General features: G+C 68.4%; 16 protein-coding genes. 5 read left to right on the top strand and 11 right to left on the bottom strand.

The genetic code is table 11. The annotated features are described in order from the left end of the window. Window positions 1-1,530 (bottom strand): MFS transporter, encoded by a 1,530-nt coding sequence (locus CXG43_RS13995; protein WP_101100518.1) that lies wholly within the window; start codon window positions 1,528-1,530, stop codon window positions 1-3. Window positions 1,531-1,688: 158 nt separating this feature from the next. On the opposite strand from CXG43_RS13995, the gene CXG43_RS13990 reads away from it, so the two are divergent. The 4 genes from CXG43_RS13990 to CXG43_RS13975 are packed head-to-tail and all read left to right on the top strand — an operon-like array spanning window position 1,689 to window position 5,472. After that, window positions 1,689-2,408: a DUF3348 family protein gene (locus CXG43_RS13990; RefSeq protein ID WP_157825052.1), complete on the top strand. Its 720-nt coding sequence runs from the start codon at window positions 1,689-1,691 to the stop codon at window positions 2,406-2,408. After that, on the top strand, window positions 2,398-4,485 hold the full coding sequence (locus CXG43_RS13985; protein ID WP_101100470.1) for a hypothetical protein: 2,088 nt from the start codon (window positions 2,398-2,400) through the stop codon (window positions 4,483-4,485). Before CXG43_RS13990 ends, CXG43_RS13985 begins: the two co-directional genes overlap by 11 nt. Then, complete coding sequence (locus CXG43_RS13980) at window positions 4,482-5,129, top strand: OmpA family protein (RefSeq protein ID WP_101100469.1); 648 nt, start codon at window positions 4,482-4,484, stop codon at window positions 5,127-5,129. The genes CXG43_RS13985 and CXG43_RS13980 overlap by 4 nt, the downstream gene beginning before the upstream one ends. Next, window positions 5,110-5,472, top strand: coding sequence for a DUF2894 domain-containing protein (locus CXG43_RS13975; protein WP_101100468.1), 363 nt, complete (start codon window positions 5,110-5,112; stop codon window positions 5,470-5,472). Before CXG43_RS13980 ends, CXG43_RS13975 begins: the two co-directional genes overlap by 20 nt. 53 nt (window positions 5,473-5,525) lie before the next feature. Here CXG43_RS13975 and CXG43_RS13970 read toward each other — a convergent pair whose 3' ends face one another. Beyond that, a complete protein-coding gene (locus tag CXG43_RS13970; RefSeq protein WP_101100467.1) occupies window positions 5,526-6,269 on the bottom strand; it encodes a SapC family protein in 744 nt (247 codons plus the stop codon). 113 nt (window positions 6,270-6,382) lie between these two features. After that, on the bottom strand, window positions 6,383-6,655 hold the full coding sequence (locus CXG43_RS13965; RefSeq protein ID WP_042612942.1) for a hypothetical protein: 273 nt from the start codon (window positions 6,653-6,655) through the stop codon (window positions 6,383-6,385). A 412-nt stretch (window positions 6,656-7,067) separates the two neighbouring features. Between CXG43_RS13965 and CXG43_RS13960 the strand changes: the two genes are divergently transcribed. Further along, window positions 7,068-9,272: a TonB-dependent siderophore receptor gene (locus tag CXG43_RS13960; protein ID WP_101100466.1), complete on the top strand. Its 2,205-nt coding sequence runs from the start codon at window positions 7,068-7,070 to the stop codon at window positions 9,270-9,272. A gap of 232 nt (window positions 9,273-9,504) precedes the next feature. Here CXG43_RS13960 and fusA read toward each other — a convergent pair whose 3' ends face one another. From fusA to lolA, 8 genes are all read right to left on the bottom strand, one after another. Continuing rightward, entirely contained in the window at window positions 9,505-11,532 is a 2,028-nt protein-coding gene (fusA, locus tag CXG43_RS13955; RefSeq protein WP_101100465.1) for an elongation factor G, read from the bottom strand. Window positions 11,533-11,912: 380 nt separating this feature from the next. Continuing rightward, window positions 11,913-12,677: a heme ABC transporter ATP-binding protein gene (locus CXG43_RS13950; protein WP_101100464.1), complete on the bottom strand. Its 765-nt coding sequence runs from the start codon at window positions 12,675-12,677 to the stop codon at window positions 11,913-11,915. Next, on the bottom strand, window positions 12,674-13,735 hold the full coding sequence (locus CXG43_RS13945; protein WP_101100463.1) for an iron ABC transporter permease: 1,062 nt from the start codon (window positions 13,733-13,735) through the stop codon (window positions 12,674-12,676). The genes CXG43_RS13950 and CXG43_RS13945 overlap by 4 nt, the downstream gene beginning before the upstream one ends. After that, a complete protein-coding gene (locus tag CXG43_RS13940; protein WP_101100462.1) occupies window positions 13,732-14,790 on the bottom strand; it encodes an ABC transporter substrate-binding protein in 1,059 nt (352 codons plus the stop codon). Before CXG43_RS13940 ends, CXG43_RS13945 begins: the two co-directional genes overlap by 4 nt. Before the next feature lie 22 nt (window positions 14,791-14,812). After that, on the bottom strand, window positions 14,813-15,787 hold the full coding sequence (locus CXG43_RS13935; RefSeq protein WP_101100461.1) for an alpha/beta hydrolase-fold protein: 975 nt from the start codon (window positions 15,785-15,787) through the stop codon (window positions 14,813-14,815). Between the two features lie 127 nt (window positions 15,788-15,914). Then, on the bottom strand, window positions 15,915-16,307 hold the full coding sequence (crcB, locus tag CXG43_RS13930) for a fluoride efflux transporter CrcB (protein WP_101100460.1): 393 nt from the start codon (window positions 16,305-16,307) through the stop codon (window positions 15,915-15,917). Beyond that, a complete protein-coding gene (locus CXG43_RS13925; RefSeq protein ID WP_232767804.1) occupies window positions 16,307-17,596 on the bottom strand; it encodes a replication-associated recombination protein A in 1,290 nt (429 codons plus the stop codon). The genes crcB and CXG43_RS13925 overlap by 1 nt, the downstream gene beginning before the upstream one ends. Before the next feature lie 111 nt (window positions 17,597-17,707). Further along, window positions 17,708-18,346: an outer membrane lipoprotein chaperone LolA gene (gene lolA, locus CXG43_RS13920; protein ID WP_101100458.1), complete on the bottom strand. Its 639-nt coding sequence runs from the start codon at window positions 18,344-18,346 to the stop codon at window positions 17,708-17,710. Between the last annotated feature and the right edge of the window lie 85 nt (window positions 18,347-18,431).

Here is an 18,431-nt window from a genome sequence, read left to right as displayed (position 1 = left end):
TCAATGTACGGCAACCGGTGCGGCTTCGCGGCCACCGGGCCCGCTGCGGAGCAGCAGCGCGGTGAGCATCGCGCCGATGGCCAGCGCCACCGAAATGACCACCAGCACCCACTGGTATGCGCGGTCATACGCGGCATGTACCGCATCCAGCCACTGCGGCGCAGGAGTGCCGACAGCCTGCAGCGCCTGGCCAATGCCCTCGCGTGCCGCCGCGGGCAACGCAGCGTCGGCGGGCAGGAAGGCGGTGTACAACGCCGCCGCCAGGCTGCCCAGGACCGCCACAGCCAGCAGCCCGCCGAATTCGTAGGCCACCTCTTCCACCGAGGAGGCCATGCCGGCGCGGTCGGCCGGCGCATTGCCGATGATGGCCGTGGACGCCACGGAAATCGTCGCACCCATCCCCACCCCGGTGACTGCCATGCCGGTGATCGCCCATCCCAGTCGGTGGGCAAAGCCCAACGCGACCACCGCCACGCCCAACGCGCCGCACGCCAGGCCGCCACTGATCAATGGCCGCAGGCCGACCCGATGCAGGAACATTCCGCCGAACAGCGCGCTCGGCAGGCTGCCCAGCGCCGCCACCGAGACCAGCAGGCCCGCCTGGAGCGGAGTAAAGCCGGCGACCAGCTGGAAGCGCTGGGTGGTCACCAGTTGCAGTCCAGCGAGCGCGAACAGGGTGAACACCGCCGCGAGCGTGCCGCAGAGGAAGGCCGGATTGCGGAAGATGGCAACGTCCAGCAGCGGATACGGCAGCACGCGCTGGCGGCGCACGAAGGCGGCGGCGGCGATCGACGCCACGCCGGCGGCGATGGCGGCGGTGCTCCACGCAGGCGGTGCGGCAATCACCGATTTGATCCCCAGCACCAGACCGGACAATGCCGCCAGCGCGAGCAGCGAAGAGGCGAAATCCCAGCGCCGGCTGCCGTCAGGCACGCCTTTCGGCGCCAGTGCGAGCGTAGCGATGAAGGCCAGCACCACCACCGGCACGTTGACCAGGAAGACCGATCCCCACCAGAAACGCGCCAGCAGCACCCCGCCGATGATCGGGCCGAGCGCGGCGCCGATGATCGCCACTGAACCCCAGATGGGGATGGCGATGTTGCGCTCCCGCTCTTCATGGAAGGTCAGCCCGATCAGTGCGAGGGTCGCCGGCATCATCGCGGCGGCACCCACTGCCAGTGCGGCGCGCGCGCCGATCAACTGGCCAGCGGACTGCGAGAACGCCGCCACCAATGACGCCGCGCCGAAAGCGGACAGCCCGATCAGGAACATCCGCCGATGACCGATGCGATCGCCCAGGGTGCCAGCGCCCAGCAACAGGCCGGCCATCACCAGCGGATAGGCATTGATGATCCACAGCTGCTGGCTGTCGCTGGCATGCAGCTCGCTGGCCAGGGTGGGCAGCGCGGTGTACAGCACCGAATTGTCCAAGGTGACCAGCAACAGGCCGGCAGCCACGGTGAACAGCAGGCTCCAGCGGCGTGCGGGAGACAATACGGACGTAGGAGGAGCAGTGGCAGGCAACGACATGGCGATCAGCACAGCGGTTGTGGGATGGACGTAACTATACCGGACGTCCTGTATAGTTATGTGGATTGGGGCAGCGGCCATTCACGCGCCGGATGGCGGTCCGGCGCAGGCAGCCGCGCCGGCAAGCGTGTAAAATCGCGTCTTTTGGCCTCCTGACAATGGCGAAACCGTCACCCCGGCCGCCCGTTGCCGGGCCGCCCCTGATCCACGCGCTGCAGCGGCTTGATCCCCCGTCCGCTGCCTCCGAGAGCCCTGCCCTGCCTGCGGCGCTGGGCAGCTGGGTCGACTGGAACCGCGCCGTCGCCCTTGCACGGGCACTGGATGGCAGCCTTTCCGACCGCCCGGAACAGACCGCCGATACCGATGCCGACCGCCTCGCCGAAGAGTGCGCGCGTGCGCGCAACGCCCACGCCGAAACCATCCACGCGCTGGTGGCCGCACTGCTGCAGCCCATGGCGCCGGCCGAATTCGAGCGGCGGCACGCCGCGCTCCAGCGCGCCCAACTGACCAGCACCGGCCGCCTTCGCGGCCGCCTGCGCGACGCGCTGGCGCGAACCGGCGAGCAAGGCGCACGCCTGGCCGAGATCGATGCCGTGATGGAGCAGGTGCTGGCCCCGCGAGAGTACCGGCTGCTTGACCGCCTGCCCGCCCACTTGGCCGCCTGCCTGCCCGCCGTCGCGACCGCACACGCCGCCACGAACCCGGACGCCACATCGCCTGCCGTGATGCCCGACTCCCTGTCCGAGCCGTCCTGGCCGCCCGCGCTGCGCGATACCGTGCGCGACCTGCTGCTGGCCGAACTCGACCTCCGTTTCCACCCGATCGACGGGCTGTCCGCCGCCGTCCATCCGCACCGAGCACCGCCCCATGCTGCGTAACGCCCTGCACCTGATCGTCTTCCTCCTCGGACTCGCCGCTGCTGCCTGGATCGGGATCGGCTACATCGGCCACAACACGCTCGGTGCCGCCGTCGCCCTCCTCATCGCCGCGTGCTACTGCGTCGGCGGGTGGGAGCTGCTGCAGTTCCGCCGCGCGACCGACGCACTGCTTGGCGCCACCCGCAACGCGGGTGACCGGGAAAACCTGGATGACTGGCTCAAGCGCGTGCCATCCCCCCTGCGCGGGCCGGTGCGGCTGCGCGTGGAAGGCAACCGGACCGCCCTGCCCGGCCCCGCGCTCACCCCCTACCTGGTCGGTCTGCTGGTACTGCTGGGCATGCTCGGCACGCTGCTGGGCATGATGGCGACGCTGCGCGGAACCGGCATGGCCCTGCAGAGCGCGACCGACCTGCAGGCCATCCGCGGCTCACTGGCATCGCCGGTTGAAGGACTGGCGGTAGCGTTCGGCACCTCCATCGCCGGTGTCGCGGCATCGGCCATGCTCGGCCTGCTGTCGGCCCTGCTGCGGCGTGAGCGCCTGTCCGCCGTGCAGGTGCTTGACCAGCACATCCGCACGGACCTGTCGGTGCATGGCCAGGCTTGGCAGCGTTCGGAAGGCCTGCGCCTGATGCAGGACCAGGCGGCCCTGCTGCCTGCCCTGGTGCAGCAGTTGCAGCAGATGGTGGAGGGCGTGCAGCACGCAGCTGCGGCCAGCCATGCACAGCTGGAGGCACGACAGGAGGCGTTCATCAGCCGCCATGACGCCGCGCAGGAGCGCCTGGCCGCGCAACTGGAGCAGTCCCTGCAGCGTGGCGTACATACCGGCAGTGAAGCCATCGGCACCACGCTGCAACCGCTGCTGCGTGATGCACTGGGAAACATCGAAGCTACCGCCGCGCGCACCCAGGCCAGTGTCACCGAAGCGGTGCAGCGCCAGCTTGACGCGCTGCAGGCTTCGACGCAGACGGTATCCAGCGACCTGCGCGCGCAGTTCGACGGAGCGCTCAACGCCCAGCAGGCCGCCAACGCCGCGCTTGTCACCGCACTTGGCAGCGCGCTGTCCAGCGTCATCGCCAGCCAGCAGGACGGCACTGATCGGCTGCTGGGCGAACTCGATGGCCGCCTGCGCGGGCAGGTCGAGCAGTTGGGCGCCCACTGGACCACGCTGGCGGAGCAGCAACAGGCCGCGGCCAGCGCGGCCAGCGAACGCGATGCGCTTGCACGTGCCGCAGCGCTGGCGGCACAACAAGCCGATGCGCGTGAGCTGGTGACCCAGCTGCAGAACACGCACCAGGCCCTGCTGGAGCGCAGCGCACACGACGACCAGGCACGCCTGCAGCAGTGGTCGCAGGCCTTCACCGCGCTGGCCGAACAGGCCGGTGCGCAATGGGTCGCGCACAGCGAACGGGCCACCGCACAGCAGCAGCACATCAGCGAAACGCTGCAGCAGACCGCCAGCAGCATCGGCGAAGAGGCGCGTCGACAGTCCGCCGCCACCATCGCCGAAATCACCCGCCTGCTGGATGTCGCCAGCGAAGCACCACGCGCCGCCGCCGAAGTGGTCGCCGAGCTCCGCCAGCGGCTGTCCGACAGCCTGGTGCGCGATACATCGCTGCTTGAAGAGCGCGCCCAGTTGCTGGGTACGGTCGGCAGCTTGATGGAGTCGATCCAGGCCACGTCCAGTGCACAGCGCACCGCGGTGGACCAGCTGATCGAAAACGCCGCCGGGCTGATGCAGCGCACCGGCGAGCGCTTCGCCGAACAGGTTGACGCGCAGGCGGACACCCTGCAGGCACTGGTGGGCAGCGTTGCCGACGCCGCCACCGGCAGCCGCGAACTGGCCGCCGGACTGGACGGCGCAGTGACCGCGTTTACCGCCACCAGCAGCAGCCTGTCGGCCCATCTGGAACAGCTGGCCGGCGCCCTCGACGCATCCCTGGCCCGCAGCGATGAGCAGCTGGCCTACTACGTGGCGCAGGCGCGCGAAGTGGTCGACCTGAGCCTGCTGTCGCAGAAGCAGATCACCGAAGAGCTGCGCCAGCTCGGTAATGGCCGCACGCCGGCAGGGAACGCATGAGCGATCACGACGAACTGGATGGCGACAGCGGCACGCCGATCTGGGCTGCGTTCGGTGACCTGATGTCGGTGCTGCTGGGCGCTTTCGTGCTGATCCTGGTCGGTGTGGTGGCCATGCAGCTGGAATTGAGCGGGCGACTGGATGCGGAAACCAGGCAGCGCCAGGCCGCCGAGCAGACACTGGAGCAGGCCTTGGCCGGGCCGCTGGCGGGCGGGCGCGTGACGCTGGTCGACGGGCGCATCGGTATCAGCGGCAATGTCCTGTTCGCCCTGAATTCCGACCAGTTGCAGCCAGAGGGGCGCGAGGTGCTGCGCAGCCTGGCCGGCCCCCTGAAGGGCTGGCTGGCGCAGCGCCAGGACATCCTGATGGTCAGCGGTTTCACCGATGACCAGCCGGTGCACGCGCACAACCGGCAGTTCGCCGACAACTGGGAACTGTCCGCCCAGCGATCGCTGACCGTGACGCGCACCTTGATCGCCGAGGGCCTGCCGTCGTCCTCGGTGTTTGCCGCCGCGTTCGGTGCCGAGCAGCCGGTGAGCTCCAACGCCGATGCAGCCGGACGGGCGCGCAACCGCCGCGTGGAAATCGCGCCGATGCCGCGGCCGGGCGCGAAGGAGGCCAATGATGGGGGCCAAGCGCGCTGATCGCACCGCTGGCGAGGGGCTGGCGGCACTGGTGCGCGACCTCGACGCCGGCTCCGCTTCGCTGCAGCACTATCCGCAGTTGCCGGCGCTGCAGCCGATGCGCGATGCCTGGCAGCAGCTGCACGCCGAGAGCCGCCTGCGTATCGCCCTGCAGCAGACACCGGCCGAAGGGGGGCCGTTGAATTCCGCCGTGCTGGTGCACCGCATGCTCGACACGATGCAGGCACTGTCACCGGACTACCTGCGGCATTTCATTGCCTACGCCGATACGCTGGCGTGGCTGGAGCAGCGGGCGCAGCCAACGGCTGCAGCGACGCGCAAACGCAAACCGAAGGCCCGATAGTGCCGAAGGCAGCGGCAGGAGCCGCTGCCAACGTCGCTACACGCGCGTGGCCATCAGGCGTCGCGCTGGGCCTGCTTGCGGGTCAGATCACCGAACCGCGACAGCGACATCAGGTGCTGGTGCACCAGGCCCAGCCAGCCATTACGGTGCCAGGCGAGCACCACCTCATCGGACAGCTTCTGGAACTTCTCCACGTCCACCACGTTGAAGCCCTGCAGGGTCAGTTCGCGGCCATTGGGCAGGCGCACGTTGGCATTGCGCATCACCAGCAGGTCCTGCTCGATCAGGGCCTTGGAGAAGGCCTGGGTATGGTTGTGGTCGGCGGTGAAGCGGCCGCAGAATTCCATGGCCTGCTGCAGCAGCTCGCTCGGCTTGCCGTCGACGAACAATGCCTCGCCCTCGGTCCCGCCCTTGACGATGCGCTCGGTGCCCTCGTCGAAGCCCAGTACGTAGTTCTGGCTGCCGTCGGTATCGATGAAGATGAAGGGATGACGACGCACGTAGGCCGGTACGTAGGTGTCCGGCTCCCACTGGCCGTCAGTGACGAACAGGTTGTCCTCGGTCACGCCGAGGGCGGCCATCGGCACCGCTTCCGGGCCGGCGAACAGGATCGGGAAGTGGTGCAGTGCCAGCGAGAATTCGTTGACGATCAACGGAATCGCATTGGTCTTGGCAGCGAAACCCAGCTTGCCCGGCAGGATGCGCAGGTCGCCGTGGATATCCGACTGCAGCGGCACCGGGCGGCTGTAGAACAAAGGGGAGCCTGCTGCAGGCGCGGTGTCGTTGCCGGTGGTCATCAGAAAGCCATCTCTACTTAACGCGCCAGCCATCCCGGGCGCGAATGCGGGTGGAACATGAAGCCCGCATTATCAACAAGCCACGTGGCAATCACCACCCCGCCGTATCCGCCTTACTTGAGCTGCAACGGATAACGCTGCCACAGCACGTGCACCAGGAAGCCGGTCAGCTCCGGATCCTTGCCCCTGATCGCGCCACGGATCTTGTCCAGCAGCACCATGTCCGAGCATTTGCGCACGTCGGCGTGGTTGGCCTGGCCCGCACGGCGCGCACGATAACGGGCAGCACGCTGCGCATCGCTCATCGCGTACCCGAATTTCGGCGGCCTGCCCCGCTTGCGCGGGAGCGCCAGTTCGAACGTGCCGGGGTCTTTGTCGTCGCGCATGCGGAAATAGAGCGTGAAACGGCCGCGCACTTTATCGTGAGGCATCACTTTAATCCAGTCTTTTCGAACGAAAAGTGCTGTTTTTCCGGGGCGCCGCCGCCACCGCTTTTCTCATCACAAGGGTGGCGGCAGCGGGACCTGTCAGGGGGTCGGGCGGTGGGGCTGGGCGGGGGCGTTGAGCGCCATGGATGGCGCGAAACGAGGCCCGCAGGAGCGGCTCTTGCCGTCCCCCGCCCAGCTCCACCGCCCGGCCCAACCCAGCTCCAGCTTGCCCACCGCCAAGCGCATTGCGAATGGGTCGCAATTGCGTTGCGACTGGCGCGACAGTAGACTGTGGCCCACCTCTCCGACTGCATCGCTCGCGACCTCCGGATCATCGATCCGGCGCACGCAGGCACGCCCGCGCACGCCCATGACCCGACCCATCGCTGCACCGCCCTCCCCCTTCCGTCTGCGCCCGCTGGCCGTTGCCTGCGCGCTCCTCGCATGCGCTCCTGCAGTACACGCGCAGCAGGCCGCCACCGACCTGGACGCGGTGCGCGTCAACGCCTACCGCGCGGCCAACAGTGTCAGCAGCGCGACCAAGACCAGCACCTCGGTCGCCGAAACGCCGCAGTCGGTGTCGGTGATCGAACGCGCCGAACTGGATGCGCGCGGCGTGCAGTCACTCAACGATGCAATGCGTTACGTGGCCGGCGTAAGCCTGGAAAGTTCAGGCATCGACAACCGCGTGGATGACTTCCGCATCCGTGGTTTCGATGCCGGCAGCTGGGCCAACAACGTGACCCTGGACGGCATGCGCGCGCCGCAGGGCAGCCAGTGGAACCGCAGCATGTTCGACAGCTGGAACCTGGAACGCGTGGAGGTGCTCAAGGGCCCCTCGGCGGTGATGTACGGCCAGGTCGCACCGGGCGGCATGGTCAACCAGGTCAGCAAGACCCCGCAGCCGGGCCAGTTGCGGCAGCTGCGACTCGGGCTGGACGCGCACGGCCAGTACAGCGCCGCGTTCGACGTCGGCACAGGCAGCGACGACCACGCGCACCTGGCGCGCCTTGTCGGCCTGTACCGCGATGGCGACACCCAGATCAAGCACACCGGACAGGAGCACTGGTTCCTCGCCCCCAGCTACACCTGGCAGATGGCCGAACGCACCCGCATCACGCTGCTGGGGATGTACCAGAAGGACGACGGCGGATCGACCTACCAGTTCCTGCCGATGGACGGCACGCTGCGCGCCACGCCGCATGGCCACATGAAGAACACCACCTTCATCGGCGAGCCGTCCTGGAACACGTTCAACCGTACGCTGTGGACCGCAGGCTGGATGTTCGAGCACGCGTTCAATGACCACCTGACCTTCAGCCAGAGTGCGCGCCGCACGCATGTGGATTCGCTGTACCGCGGCGTGGTCACCAATGGCGCACTCAACGCCGATGGCCGCACGCAGGCACGCCGCGCCACCTACGGCACCGGCGATTCCGGTGGCGATACCTTCGATACGCGCCTGCAGGCACGCTTCCGCACCGGCGGCGTGGACCATGTCGCCCTGCTCGGCTGGGACTGGCAACGCGCCGACTGGGAAGGCGTGCGCGGCGCGATGAGCAGTCCGCGCCCGATCGACATCTTCAACCCGGTCTACACCGGCTACGTGCCGCAGGTGACCAGCCTGAGCCCGACCGAAGGCAGCAACCGGCAGAGCGGCATCTACCTGCAGGACCAACTGGCGCTGGGGAAGTGGCGCCTGACCGTGGGCGGCCGCTACGACTGGACCAAGGATGATGCTTCGAGTGCGACCCGCAACCCGGTCACCGGCGCGACGGTGACCCAGCCGCGCAGCGTGATCAAGAACGAAGCTTTCACCGGCCGCGCCGGCGTGCTGTACGTGTTCGACAACGGGCTTACCCCGTACATCAGTTATGCCGAATCGTTCCAGCCCTCCTCCACCAGCCCGCTGAACAACTTCGATGGCAGTGCGTTCGATCCGGTCACCGGCACCCAGTGGGAGGCGGGCCTCAAGTACCAGCCGGCCCGCATCGATGGCCTGGTGACCCTGTCGGCGTTCGAGCTGCGCCAGCAGAACCTGCTCACCCAGGATCCCGACCCGACCCACAACACCTGCGGGGCCACTGCCAATGCGCGCTGTTCCATCCAGGATGGCGAAGGTCGCGTGCGCGGCGTGGAACTGGAAGGACGGGTGACTCCGTTCGAGGGTTTCAGCCTGATCGGCGCAGCAACCTGGATGGATTCGGAGATGACCCGTTCCGATCAGTACCAGGGCAAGCAGCTGATCATGGTGCCTGACTACACCGCATCATTCTGGGCCGATTACACCTTCGCGGGAGGCGCCCTGGAGGGCCTGAGCCTGGCGGCAGGTGCCCGCTACAACGGCCGCAGCTACGGCGACAGCGCGAACCTGTACCGGATCCCGGGGTACACGTTGTTTGATGCGGCGATCCGCTATGACGTCGGGCGGGTTGGCAACAGCGACCTGCAGCTTGCAGTGAACCTGAGCAACCTGGCGGACCGGCGCTATGTGTCGACCTGTACGACGGTGTCGTCGTGTTATTACGGCAGCGGCCGCACGGTGATGGCCACCGCGCGGCTGGGGTGGTACTGACGGCCGCTGGCCGCCTGCCTCTGCTACCCGGTGGGTGACGACCGTTGGTCGTCACGCGCCTGCCTTCCGCTACGCTCGCCGGCCATGGGTCGGCGCTACCCGCTGCGCTCGCCGACCATGGGTCGGCGCTACCGGCCTGCGTGCTCTGGTAGCGCCGAGCCATGCTCGGCGGCGTTTGTTCGGGCAGCGCGCAAAAAAAAGGGGCGGCCGAAGCCGCCCCTTGCCCGTAGGATCATTGCGCCGGCGCATAGCCGTGCAACTGCATCGTGCTGCTTGCCCGGCCCTGGCTCATCGAACGCAGTGCCGTGCTGTAGCCCTGCAGCTGCGCCAGTGGTGCAAACCCGCTCACCTGCGAGCGGCCATCCCGCTCGTCGATCGCCTGCACCCGTCCATGGCGCCGCTGCAGGTCACCCACCACATCACCGACATTGGCTGCGGGCGACAACACCTGCAACGACATCACCGGCTCCAGCAGCTGCGTACCCACCTCGGCCAGCGCCGCCTTCACCGCTTCCATCCCGGCGCGATGGAACGCCTGCTCGGATGAATCCTTCGCATGCGTCTGGCCATCCACCAGCACCACGTCCAGGCCCACCACCGGATGGCCCTGCGGACCGTCCTGCAGCGCAGCACGCACGCCCTGCTCCACCGCGCGGATGAAGTTGCGCGGCACCACGCCACCGACGATGCGGTCGCTGAATTCCACCGCATCATCCTCGCGCGGGCGCACCTCCAGGACCACATGCGCGAACTGGCCCTGGCCACCACTCTGCTTGACCACCCGGCCCACCACGCCAAGCGCCGTGCTTCGTGGTTTCTCCAGGTAGGCTACGCGCGGCTGGCCGACCTGTACCTCGACCTTCCACTCGCTGCGCAGGCGCTCGACCATCACTTCCAGGTGCAGCTCACCCATGCCCCACACCAGCGTCTCACCAGTCTCCGCATCGGCCTCGACGCGGAACGACGGGTCCTCCTGGACCAGGCTTGCCAGGCCCTGGCTGATCCGGATCAGGTCACTGGCGCGGCCGGCCTGCAGCCGCCACGCCAACACCGCCGGCTGCGAGTGGATGGCTTCCAGCCGCAACGGCTGCTGCAGCGAGGACAGCGTTTCACCGCTGATCGCATCCTTCCAGCCCATCACCGCCACGATGTCGCCAGCCTCGGCCTGGTCGATGTCATGCACCTGGTCAGCCTGCACCCGCACCAGCCGTCCCACCCGACGCGCCTCGTGCCGCGAACTGGCGATGCGATCGCCCACCCGCAGCGTGCCCGAATACACCCGGACGAACGCAAGCGCGCCCTGCTGCATGTGGGTGACCTTGAACAGCAGCGCGACCAGCGGACCTTGCACGTCGGGCAGCAACTGCACCGTTTCCTCGCCGGAAATGGCGCTCACCGAGGGCCTGTCCAGCGGCGAGGGCAGGTAATCGACGATGGCATCCAGCAGCGATTCCACGCCCTTGCCCTTGAACGCCGCACCGGCCAGCACCGGCACGCCGGCACCGCTGACGGTGATGCGTCGCACCGCCGCACGCAGCGCATCGGCGTCCACCGCCGAGCCGTCCAGCCAGGCGTCGGCAAGCACATCGTCCAGCTCGGCCGCGGCCTGTACCAGCGCATCACGCTGGGGCTGCCACTGCTGCGCTTGCGCATCGGTCCACGGCTGTCGCTGCAGCGAACCGGCGGCATCCCAGTGCAGCACCTTCCGGTCCACCAGATCGACCCAGCCATCGAACGCGGCTTCGCTGCCCAGCGCCAGGCCCAGTGCGAGAGGGCGCGCCTGCAGGCGATCAGCAAGCTGCGCCACCACGCGGTCGAAGGACGCACCGATGCGGTCCATCTTGTTGACGAAGGCGAGCAGCGGCACGCCATGCCGGCGCGCCTGGTGCCAGACGGTTTCCGACTGCGGCTGCACACCGTCCACGGCCGAGAACACCGCCACCGCGCCATCCAGCACGCGCAGTGAGCGCTCCACTTCGATCGCGAAATCGATGTGGCCGGGGGTGTCGATCAGGGTCAGGCGGTGCGCGGGGAGGTCGCGCGGCGCCCACTGCGCCTGCACGGCAGCCGCGCCGATGGTAATGCCGCGTTCGCGCTCGATCGCCGAAAAATCGGTGGTCGCCGCGCCGTCGTGGACTTCGCCGACACGATGGATCTGGCCGGTCTTCCACAGCAGCCGTTCGGTCAACGTGGTCTTGCCCGCGTCGATATGGGCAATGATGCCGAGATTGCGACGCAGCGAAAGGGTCTGGGTGTTCATGAGTTGCTCCTGCAATGCCAACCACGGAGGGCCGCGCGTCCCGGTTGGCGGCAGGGCGCGCGGTCAGGTCTGGGTGTCGTCGAGCGGGTGCATGGCACGTTCTCCTTCGCTTCTCAGGTGGATCGGTGGATCGGAAATAAAAAAAAGCGCCCGGTTGGGCGCTCTGCTGGGGGTCCAAGGCAACCGCAATGCGGTCAGCCGCCTTGTCTTCCGCCGGGCAGACGCACCCGTTCCGCGCAGGCGCGGAGCAGGATCTGAAACGTCAGCAGCGGAAAAGCGTTCATCGGACTCACCACGGATGGGAGGCGCTAGTGTGCGCCTGTTTACGGGGGAAGCAAGGGTCTATTGGCAGCAAAAATAGAACGCTGGGAGGAGGCTTCCTAGGTCACCACCACCAGCGGTACGGGCCGCCGCGGATGCTGCAGCACCAGCACGTCCTGCTGGTACACGCGGCGCAGCGTGTCTTCGGTGAGCACCTCGCGCGGGGTGCCGTCGGCGGCCACCCGGCCGCGTTCCAGCAACACGATGCGGTCGGCATGGCCGGCGGCCAGGTTGAGGTCATGCAGCACCACGATCACGCAGGCACCCCGGTCCGCCAGCGCACGCACGCTGCGCAGCGTGCGTTCCTGATGGCGAAGGTCCAGCGCGGCGGTGGGCTCGTCCAGGAACAACAACGGCGTGTCCTGCGCGAGCACGCGTGCGAAGGTGGTGCGTGCCGATTCGCCGCCGGACAGCTGCTGCACTTCGCGCTGGCGCAGTGCCTGCAGTTCGGCCGCGTCCAGCGCCGCTTCGACGTGGCGCGCATCCTCGGCAGGCGCTGGCGGATGCGGCAGGCGTCCCATCGCCACCACTTCTTCCACGCTGAAGGCAAAGCGCACTGCATGTTCCTGCGGCATCACCGCGCGCTGGCGCGCCAGTGCCCCGGCACCCAGCGCCGAAAGCGGTCTGCCGGCCAGCAGCACCTCACCGCTGTCCGGCCGGAGGTCGCCGCAGGCCACGCCCAGCAGCGTCGATTTACCCGCTCCGTTGGGGCCGACCAGCGCGGTCAACGTACCGGGCTCGAACACCAGCTCGACATCGGCCAGGATCGGCCGCTGCTGCCGCACCACGCCGACCTGCCGCAATGAAAGCAGTGCACTGCTCATGCGCCCGCCCTGCCCCGGCGCTGCATCACCAGCCACAGGAAGAACGGCGCGCCAAGTGCCGCAGAAAACAGCCCCAGTGGAATTTCCGCCGGCGGATCCAGGGTGCGCGCGGCGGTGTCCGCCACCACGATCAACAGCGCACCGAGCAGCCCGGACAGCGGCAACAGCCAGCGATGGCCCGGGCCGACCAGCAGCCGCGCCACGTGCGGCACCACCAGTCCGACGAACCCGATCGACCCGGCGAAGGCCACCGCCGCGCCCACCAGCAACGCGCTGAACGCCACCAGCCGCCGCCGCGTACGCGCGACATCCAGCCCGAGGTGCTGCGCCTGGCGCTCACCCAGCGCCAGCATGTCCAGCGGCGTTGCCAAGCGCAGCAGGCAGAACGTGCCTACGGCGAACAGCGGCATGACCGCCGCGACGTCGCGCCAATCGGCGCTGGCCAGCGAACCCAGCTGCCAGAACACGAGCGACTGCAGTTGCGCTTCGGTAGCGATATAGGTGAAGAAGCCGATCAGCGCCGAACAGAAGGCGGCCATCGCGATGCCGACCAGCAACAGGGTGGCATTGCCATCGCCGCGCCCGGGTCGTGCCAGCAGGTAGGTGAGGCTGATCGCCGCCGCACCGCCGGCAAAGGCCGCCAGCGGGATCACCCAACCGCTCAGCGTCGCCGCACCCAGCACGATCGCCGCCACCGCACCCAGCGCGGCGCCCTGGCTGACCCCGACGATGCCGGGGTCGGCCAGCGGATTGCCGAACAATCCCTGCAGGCTGGCGCCGGCCATCGCCAAGGACGCCCCCACGATGGCACCCAGCACCACGCGCGGGATGCGCAGCTGCCACACCACTGCGACGTCGCGCGCGCTGGCCTGCGCGGCATCCAGCAGACCCAGCTTGACCCCGATGGCCTGCAGCACGGCCCACGGCGGCAGCCGTAGCGGCCCCACCGCGAACGACCCCAGCACCGCCAGCAGCAACGCGCCCAGTACCAGCAGCAGCATCAGCTGGCCGCGACGTCGGCGCCGGTCACCGGCCATCGTGCACCGCGCTGGCGTCATGCCGGCGGCAGCGCCGCCAACGCGCGCGCCAACGCCAACGCGCCGGTACCGGACCCCACGCTGGTGTACTTCAGTTGCAGGTCTGGCATTACCCAGACCCGGCCGGCTTGGCCGGCGGGGGTCTGCTTCAGCGTCGGATAGGCCATCCACAACCCGTCTGCACCGCCGAAAAACTGCAGGTCATGCTCGGTGACCAGGATCACTTCGGGGGCCGCTGCCACCACGCCTTCGTTGCTGAGCGCGGAGAAATTGGCCACGCCCGCTTCGGTGCCGATGTTGAGGCCGCCCGCCAGCGCGATCAGCTTGCCCGAGGCGCTGTCGGCGCCGGCCACGGTCGGGTTGCCGCCTGCACCGGTGGCCGACACATGGATCACCCGCGGTTTGCGCATCGTCGTCGTCGCGATGCCGGCCGCCTCGTCCAGCTGCGTCTGCACCGCATCGGCCAGCGCCACGCCTGCGGCGGCACGCCCGATCGCCGCGGCGACCTTGCGCACCTTGTCCGGTGCCGGCTGCAGATCATCGATGATCACCGCATCCTGGCCGACCGCGCGCAGTTTTTCGGCCAGGTCACTGTGGCGACGCAGGCTGTTGCCCAGGAACAGCGAGCCGCCCAGGCTGAGCACGCCTTCCACGCCGGTGGTGCGGTTGAACAGGAACCGGTGTGGCGCGGCGCGTCCTGCGTCGGTGGTGGCATTGGTCGGTGCGGCGAATACCTGGCTGCCCTGCCCCAGTGCTTCGATCACCGCGATGATGTCATCGCCACCGGCGATGATCCGGCTGGCATCGTCGACCTGCACGTCCACGCCATCATCGGAATGCACGGTGGCCGGCAACGTGGCCGCGCCCGCCGCTACCGATGGAACGGTTTCGCCGCCGACGCGGCGCCAGCCTGCCGGTAGCGCGCCGTGCTCCGCCGCAGCACCCGAAGCGGGCGGCGTCGCCGCGGCCTGTGCCGGCGCGGCAGGCTCGCCCCCGCCGGAACACGCGGCAAGCGCCAGCGCCAGCGCTAAAGCCGGAGGCAGCGTCCTGGCAGCCTGGATCAGGTTAGGATTCATGGGGCAGTTACTCCTGCAGAATTCACGGCGTGGCGGCCTCGCCACTGCGGTCGGCGATGCCGTACAGCGCCGACAAGGTCGCTTTGAACGATGCCGGCAACATCGGCCCGTGGCCAAGACCGGGGAACTCGCGGTACTGCACCTGCAGGCCGGGCAACCCACTCAGGCGCTCGCTCAGTGCATGCGCGGCATCCGGCGCGGCGCCGCCGATCCGGCGAAGGTGCGCGACCACGCGCGGATTGGCCATGTCACGTACGCCGCGGTTGCCGCTGCGCTCATCGCCACCCAGCATCACCCACAGCTGGGCCGGCTGGCCAGCGCGATTTTCGATGAACTGTTTTTCCAGGTCGCCCAGCGGTGCGCCCTGGCTCCACCACAGCGACGGACTGGCCGCCACGTACTGCTGGAAGGCGGCCGGGCGGGTGTACAGGCTGCTGAGCACGAACAGTCCGCCCAGCGAATGTCCCCATAGCGCCTGGCGCTGGGTGTCCACGTTGGCGCGACGCGCGACGTGCGGTTTGATCTGGCGCTCGATGAGATCCAGGAACGCAAAGGCGCCGCCCCCCACGACCTGCTGGGTGCCGCCTTCATCATCGGCGCGGTCGATCCAGGCGGTGTAGTCGCGGGTGCGCTGGGCCGAATCGATGCGACGCTCGTTGTCATAGCCGATCAGCACCAGCACCGGCGGCGCCTTGCTGGCGGCCAGCTGGTCCAACATCGACCTGTCCAGCACCATCGCCACGGCGTTGCCATCCAACGCGTACAGCACCGGCGAAGGCGCGCTGGAAGTCTTGCCGGGAACCAGCAGATTGACCCGCCAACGGCGCTGGCCGTCCGCGCTGGCGACCACGAAACGTTCGACACGGTAGCTGCCAGCGGGCTGGTCCAGCACAGTCTGGCCCATCATCTGGTCCGGATTGCGCTGCTGCGCATGGCTGCAGAACGAGGCACCGGCCAGCGCGAACAGCGCGGCAAGGCCAAAGAAACGGTGAAGCATGGGGGCACGGCTCACAGCGGGGTCGCCGCGCAGTCTATCAAACGCGAATGGTTCTCGCTTTCGCTTCGCACGATGATGCGCGCAATGAGATGGGTCGCCCCCTATCCCGGGCCAAGCGCGCGAAGTATCAGCGCGCCGCCTCGGCCAGCCGCGCACCCAGCCATACCAGCAGCATGCCACCGGCCAGGCTGACGCCCAGGTACAGCGGCACCATGCCGCCGCGGTCGCTGCGCGCGAACACCAGGGTCTCCAGCATCAGAGAGGAAAACGTGGTCAGCCCACCCAGCAGCCCGACCACCAGGAACGCACGTAGCAGGGTCACGTTGCCGCCGCGCTGCTGCAGCCACACCAGCAGGTAACCGGCCGCAAAAGCGCCGATGAAGTTGGCGCTGAGCGTGCCCCAGGGAAACCCTTGGCCGAAGCGCTGCACCACCGCATCACCGATCACGAAGCGCAGCGCCGAACCCAGTGCGCCGCCGGCCATGACCAGCCCCAGCTGCTGCCACCAATTTGCGCCCATCAGCCGCCCGCCCCGCTCTGCTTGGCCGCGCGCGCCTGCTCGCGTTGGGCACGCAGACGATCCAGTTTCTCCTTCAGCTTGATCTCCAGGCCGCGCGCCACCGGCTGGTAATAGACCTGTTCGCCCATCGCATCCGGGAAGCCGGTCTGGTCCAGCGCGATGCCGCCTTCCATGTCATGGTCGTACTGGTAGTCCGCGCCGTAACCAAGGTTCTTCATCAGCTTGGTCGGCGCATTGCGCAGGTGCAGCGGCACCTCCAGCGTACCGGAGGCGCGCACTTCGGCCTTGGCCTTGTTGTAGGCAGCGTAGCCGGCATTGGACTTGGCCGTGCTCGCCAGGTACAGCACCAGCTGGGCGAAGGCCAGCTCGCCTTCCGGGCTGCCCAGCCGCTCGTAGATGTCCCAGGCTTCCAGCGCCATCGACTGCGCGCGCGGATCGGCCAGGCCGATGTCCTCGATCGCCATGCGGGTCAGCCGGCGCGCCAGGTAGGACGGATCGCAGCCGCCATCGAGCATCCGCGTCAGCCAGTACAGGGCCGCATCGGGGTTGGAGCTGCGCACGGATTTATGCAGCGCGGAGATCTGGTCGTAGAACTGCTCGCCCCCCTTGTCGAAGCGGCGGGTGCGGTCGGCCAGCACCTGGGTGAGCGTCTGCGGGGTGATCCGTCCGCCTTCGTCGACGGCCAGTTCGGCGGCGATTTCCAGCAGGGTGAGCGCGCGACGGACATCGCCATCGGCGGCGGTGGCGATCTGCAGCAGCAGCGCGTCCTCCACCTGCACGCCCTCCCCGCCCAGCCCGCGCTCGCTGTCGGCCAGCGCCCGCTGCAGTGCCTCGACGATGTCCTGCGGCGATACGCCCTCCAGCACGTGCACGCGGCAGCGCGACAACAAGGCGGAGTTCAGTTCGAAGGACGGGTTTTCGGTGGTGGCACCGACGAACACGATGGTGCCGCGTTCGATATGCGGCAGGAAGGCATCCTGCTGGGTCTTGTTGAAGCGGTGCACCTCGTCGACGAACAGCACCGTGCGCCGGCCTTCGGCAAAACGCTGCGCCGCTTCGGCCAGTACCTGGCGTACCTCCGGCAGGCCGGACAGCACAGCGGAAATCGCGCGGAATTCGGCGTCGGCATATTCGGCCAGCAGCAGCGCCAGGGTGGTCTTGCCACAGCCCGGCGGGCCCCACAGGATCATCGAATGCACGCGCCCGGATTCGACCGCGCGGCGCAAGGCGCTGTCCGCGGCGAGCAGCCGTTTCTGCCCGACCATTTCGTCGAGGGTACGCGGCCGCATGCGCTCGGCAAGCGGTCGCAGGTGATCCCGATCCACGCTCAGCAGATCAGGGCCGGGGAATGAAGAAGTACGTTGTCTGGCCACGCGGCATTGTACCGCGCGGCCGCAGCCTCATTCGCCGATGACGTCGGTGCCGGCCGGCGGGGTGAAGCGGAACGTGCCGGCGGCGAAGGACGGGTTGCGCTTCCATCCGGTGAAGGCGATCACCGTGCGCTGGCCCACCGCATCGGTGATTTCCATCTTCGCCAGCCCGCTGGCATTGAAGCCCAGCGCGGCGTACTGGAAGCTGGCCTCGGTCTCGCGCTTGGGGGTCAGCGAAAGCCACTGCAGGCCATCACGCGGCGCGGCTTCTTCGCTCAGGTCGTACTGCTGCTCCAGCAGTGCCGGATTGATCAGTGCGGTCAGCGGGCTGTTCTGCTCTTCCTTGCCCTGCGCACGCACGGTGGCCTGTTCCAGGTCCGGTTCGTACATCCACACCTTGGTGCCATCGGCCACGATCTGCTGCACGTGCGGGCGCTGGTATTCCCAGCGGAACAGGCGCGGCGCCGACAGCGCGACACGGCCACTGGTGGTTTCCTTGACCTTGCCACGGGTATCGAACACCTGCTGGCTGAACTGCCCGTCCAGGCCCTTCAGGCCGGCGGTGAAGGTCTTCAGCTCATCACGCGCGCCGGCCCAGGCACTGGTCGAAACCAGGCACGCGGCGGCGAGCACGGAAGTAGCGAGGGTGCGGCGGAAGCTGGCGTGCATGAGGGTATCCAGAAAGAGCGTGGAAGGATGGAATGAAGTGTGCCCAAAGCATCCTGAATGGGTGATCCACTGCAGTGGGCGCAGG

Origin of the sequence: Stenotrophomonas sp. Bg11-02 (genome assembly GCF_002836635.1) — a bacterium.
In the GTDB taxonomy this organism is placed as follows: Bacteria; Pseudomonadota; Gammaproteobacteria; order Xanthomonadales; family Xanthomonadaceae; genus Stenotrophomonas; species Stenotrophomonas lacuserhaii.
The sequence above is the reverse complement of the archived record's forward strand: the minus strand, read 5'-3'. Positions and strand labels throughout refer to the sequence as shown.

What these genes read in the sequence shown, in the direction of transcription:
- CXG43_RS13935 (WP_101100461.1), bottom strand. Translation starts at nt 15,787, where the DNA reads ATGCTTCACCGTTTCTTTGGCCTTGCCGCGCTGTTCGCGCTGGCCGGT.
- CXG43_RS13925 (WP_232767804.1), bottom strand. Translation starts at nt 17,596, where the DNA reads ATGCGGCCGCGTACCCTCGACGAAATGGTCGGGCAGAAACGGCTGCTC.
- CXG43_RS13990 (WP_157825052.1), top strand. Translation starts at nt 1,689, where the DNA reads ATGGCGAAACCGTCACCCCGGCCGCCCGTTGCCGGGCCGCCCCTGATC.
- CXG43_RS13965 (WP_042612942.1), bottom strand. Translation starts at nt 6,655, where the DNA reads ATGCGCGACGACAAAGACCCCGGCACGTTCGAACTGGCGCTCCCGCGC.
- CXG43_RS13980 (WP_101100469.1), top strand. Translation starts at nt 4,482, where the DNA reads ATGAGCGATCACGACGAACTGGATGGCGACAGCGGCACGCCGATCTGG.
- CXG43_RS13945 (WP_101100463.1), bottom strand. Translation starts at nt 13,735, where the DNA reads ATGACGCCAGCGCGGTGCACGATGGCCGGTGACCGGCGCCGACGTCGC.
- CXG43_RS13970 (WP_101100467.1), bottom strand. Translation starts at nt 6,269, where the DNA reads ATGACCACCGGCAACGACACCGCGCCTGCAGCAGGCTCCCCTTTGTTC.
- CXG43_RS13985 (WP_101100470.1), top strand. Translation starts at nt 2,398, where the DNA reads ATGCTGCGTAACGCCCTGCACCTGATCGTCTTCCTCCTCGGACTCGCC.
- lolA (WP_101100458.1), bottom strand. Translation starts at nt 18,346, where the DNA reads ATGCACGCCAGCTTCCGCCGCACCCTCGCTACTTCCGTGCTCGCCGCC.
- CXG43_RS13960 (WP_101100466.1), top strand. Translation starts at nt 7,068, where the DNA reads ATGACCCGACCCATCGCTGCACCGCCCTCCCCCTTCCGTCTGCGCCCG.
- CXG43_RS13950 (WP_101100464.1), bottom strand. Translation starts at nt 12,677, where the DNA reads ATGAGCAGTGCACTGCTTTCATTGCGGCAGGTCGGCGTGGTGCGGCAG.
- fusA (WP_101100465.1), bottom strand. Translation starts at nt 11,532, where the DNA reads ATGAACACCCAGACCCTTTCGCTGCGTCGCAATCTCGGCATCATTGCC.
- CXG43_RS13940 (WP_101100462.1), bottom strand. Translation starts at nt 14,790, where the DNA reads ATGAATCCTAACCTGATCCAGGCTGCCAGGACGCTGCCTCCGGCTTTA.
- CXG43_RS13975 (WP_101100468.1), top strand. Translation starts at nt 5,110, where the DNA reads ATGGGGGCCAAGCGCGCTGATCGCACCGCTGGCGAGGGGCTGGCGGCA.
- crcB (WP_101100460.1), bottom strand. Translation starts at nt 16,307, where the DNA reads ATGGGCGCAAATTGGTGGCAGCAGCTGGGGCTGGTCATGGCCGGCGGC.
- CXG43_RS13995 (WP_101100518.1), bottom strand. Translation starts at nt 1,530, where the DNA reads ATGTCGTTGCCTGCCACTGCTCCTCCTACGTCCGTATTGTCTCCCGCA.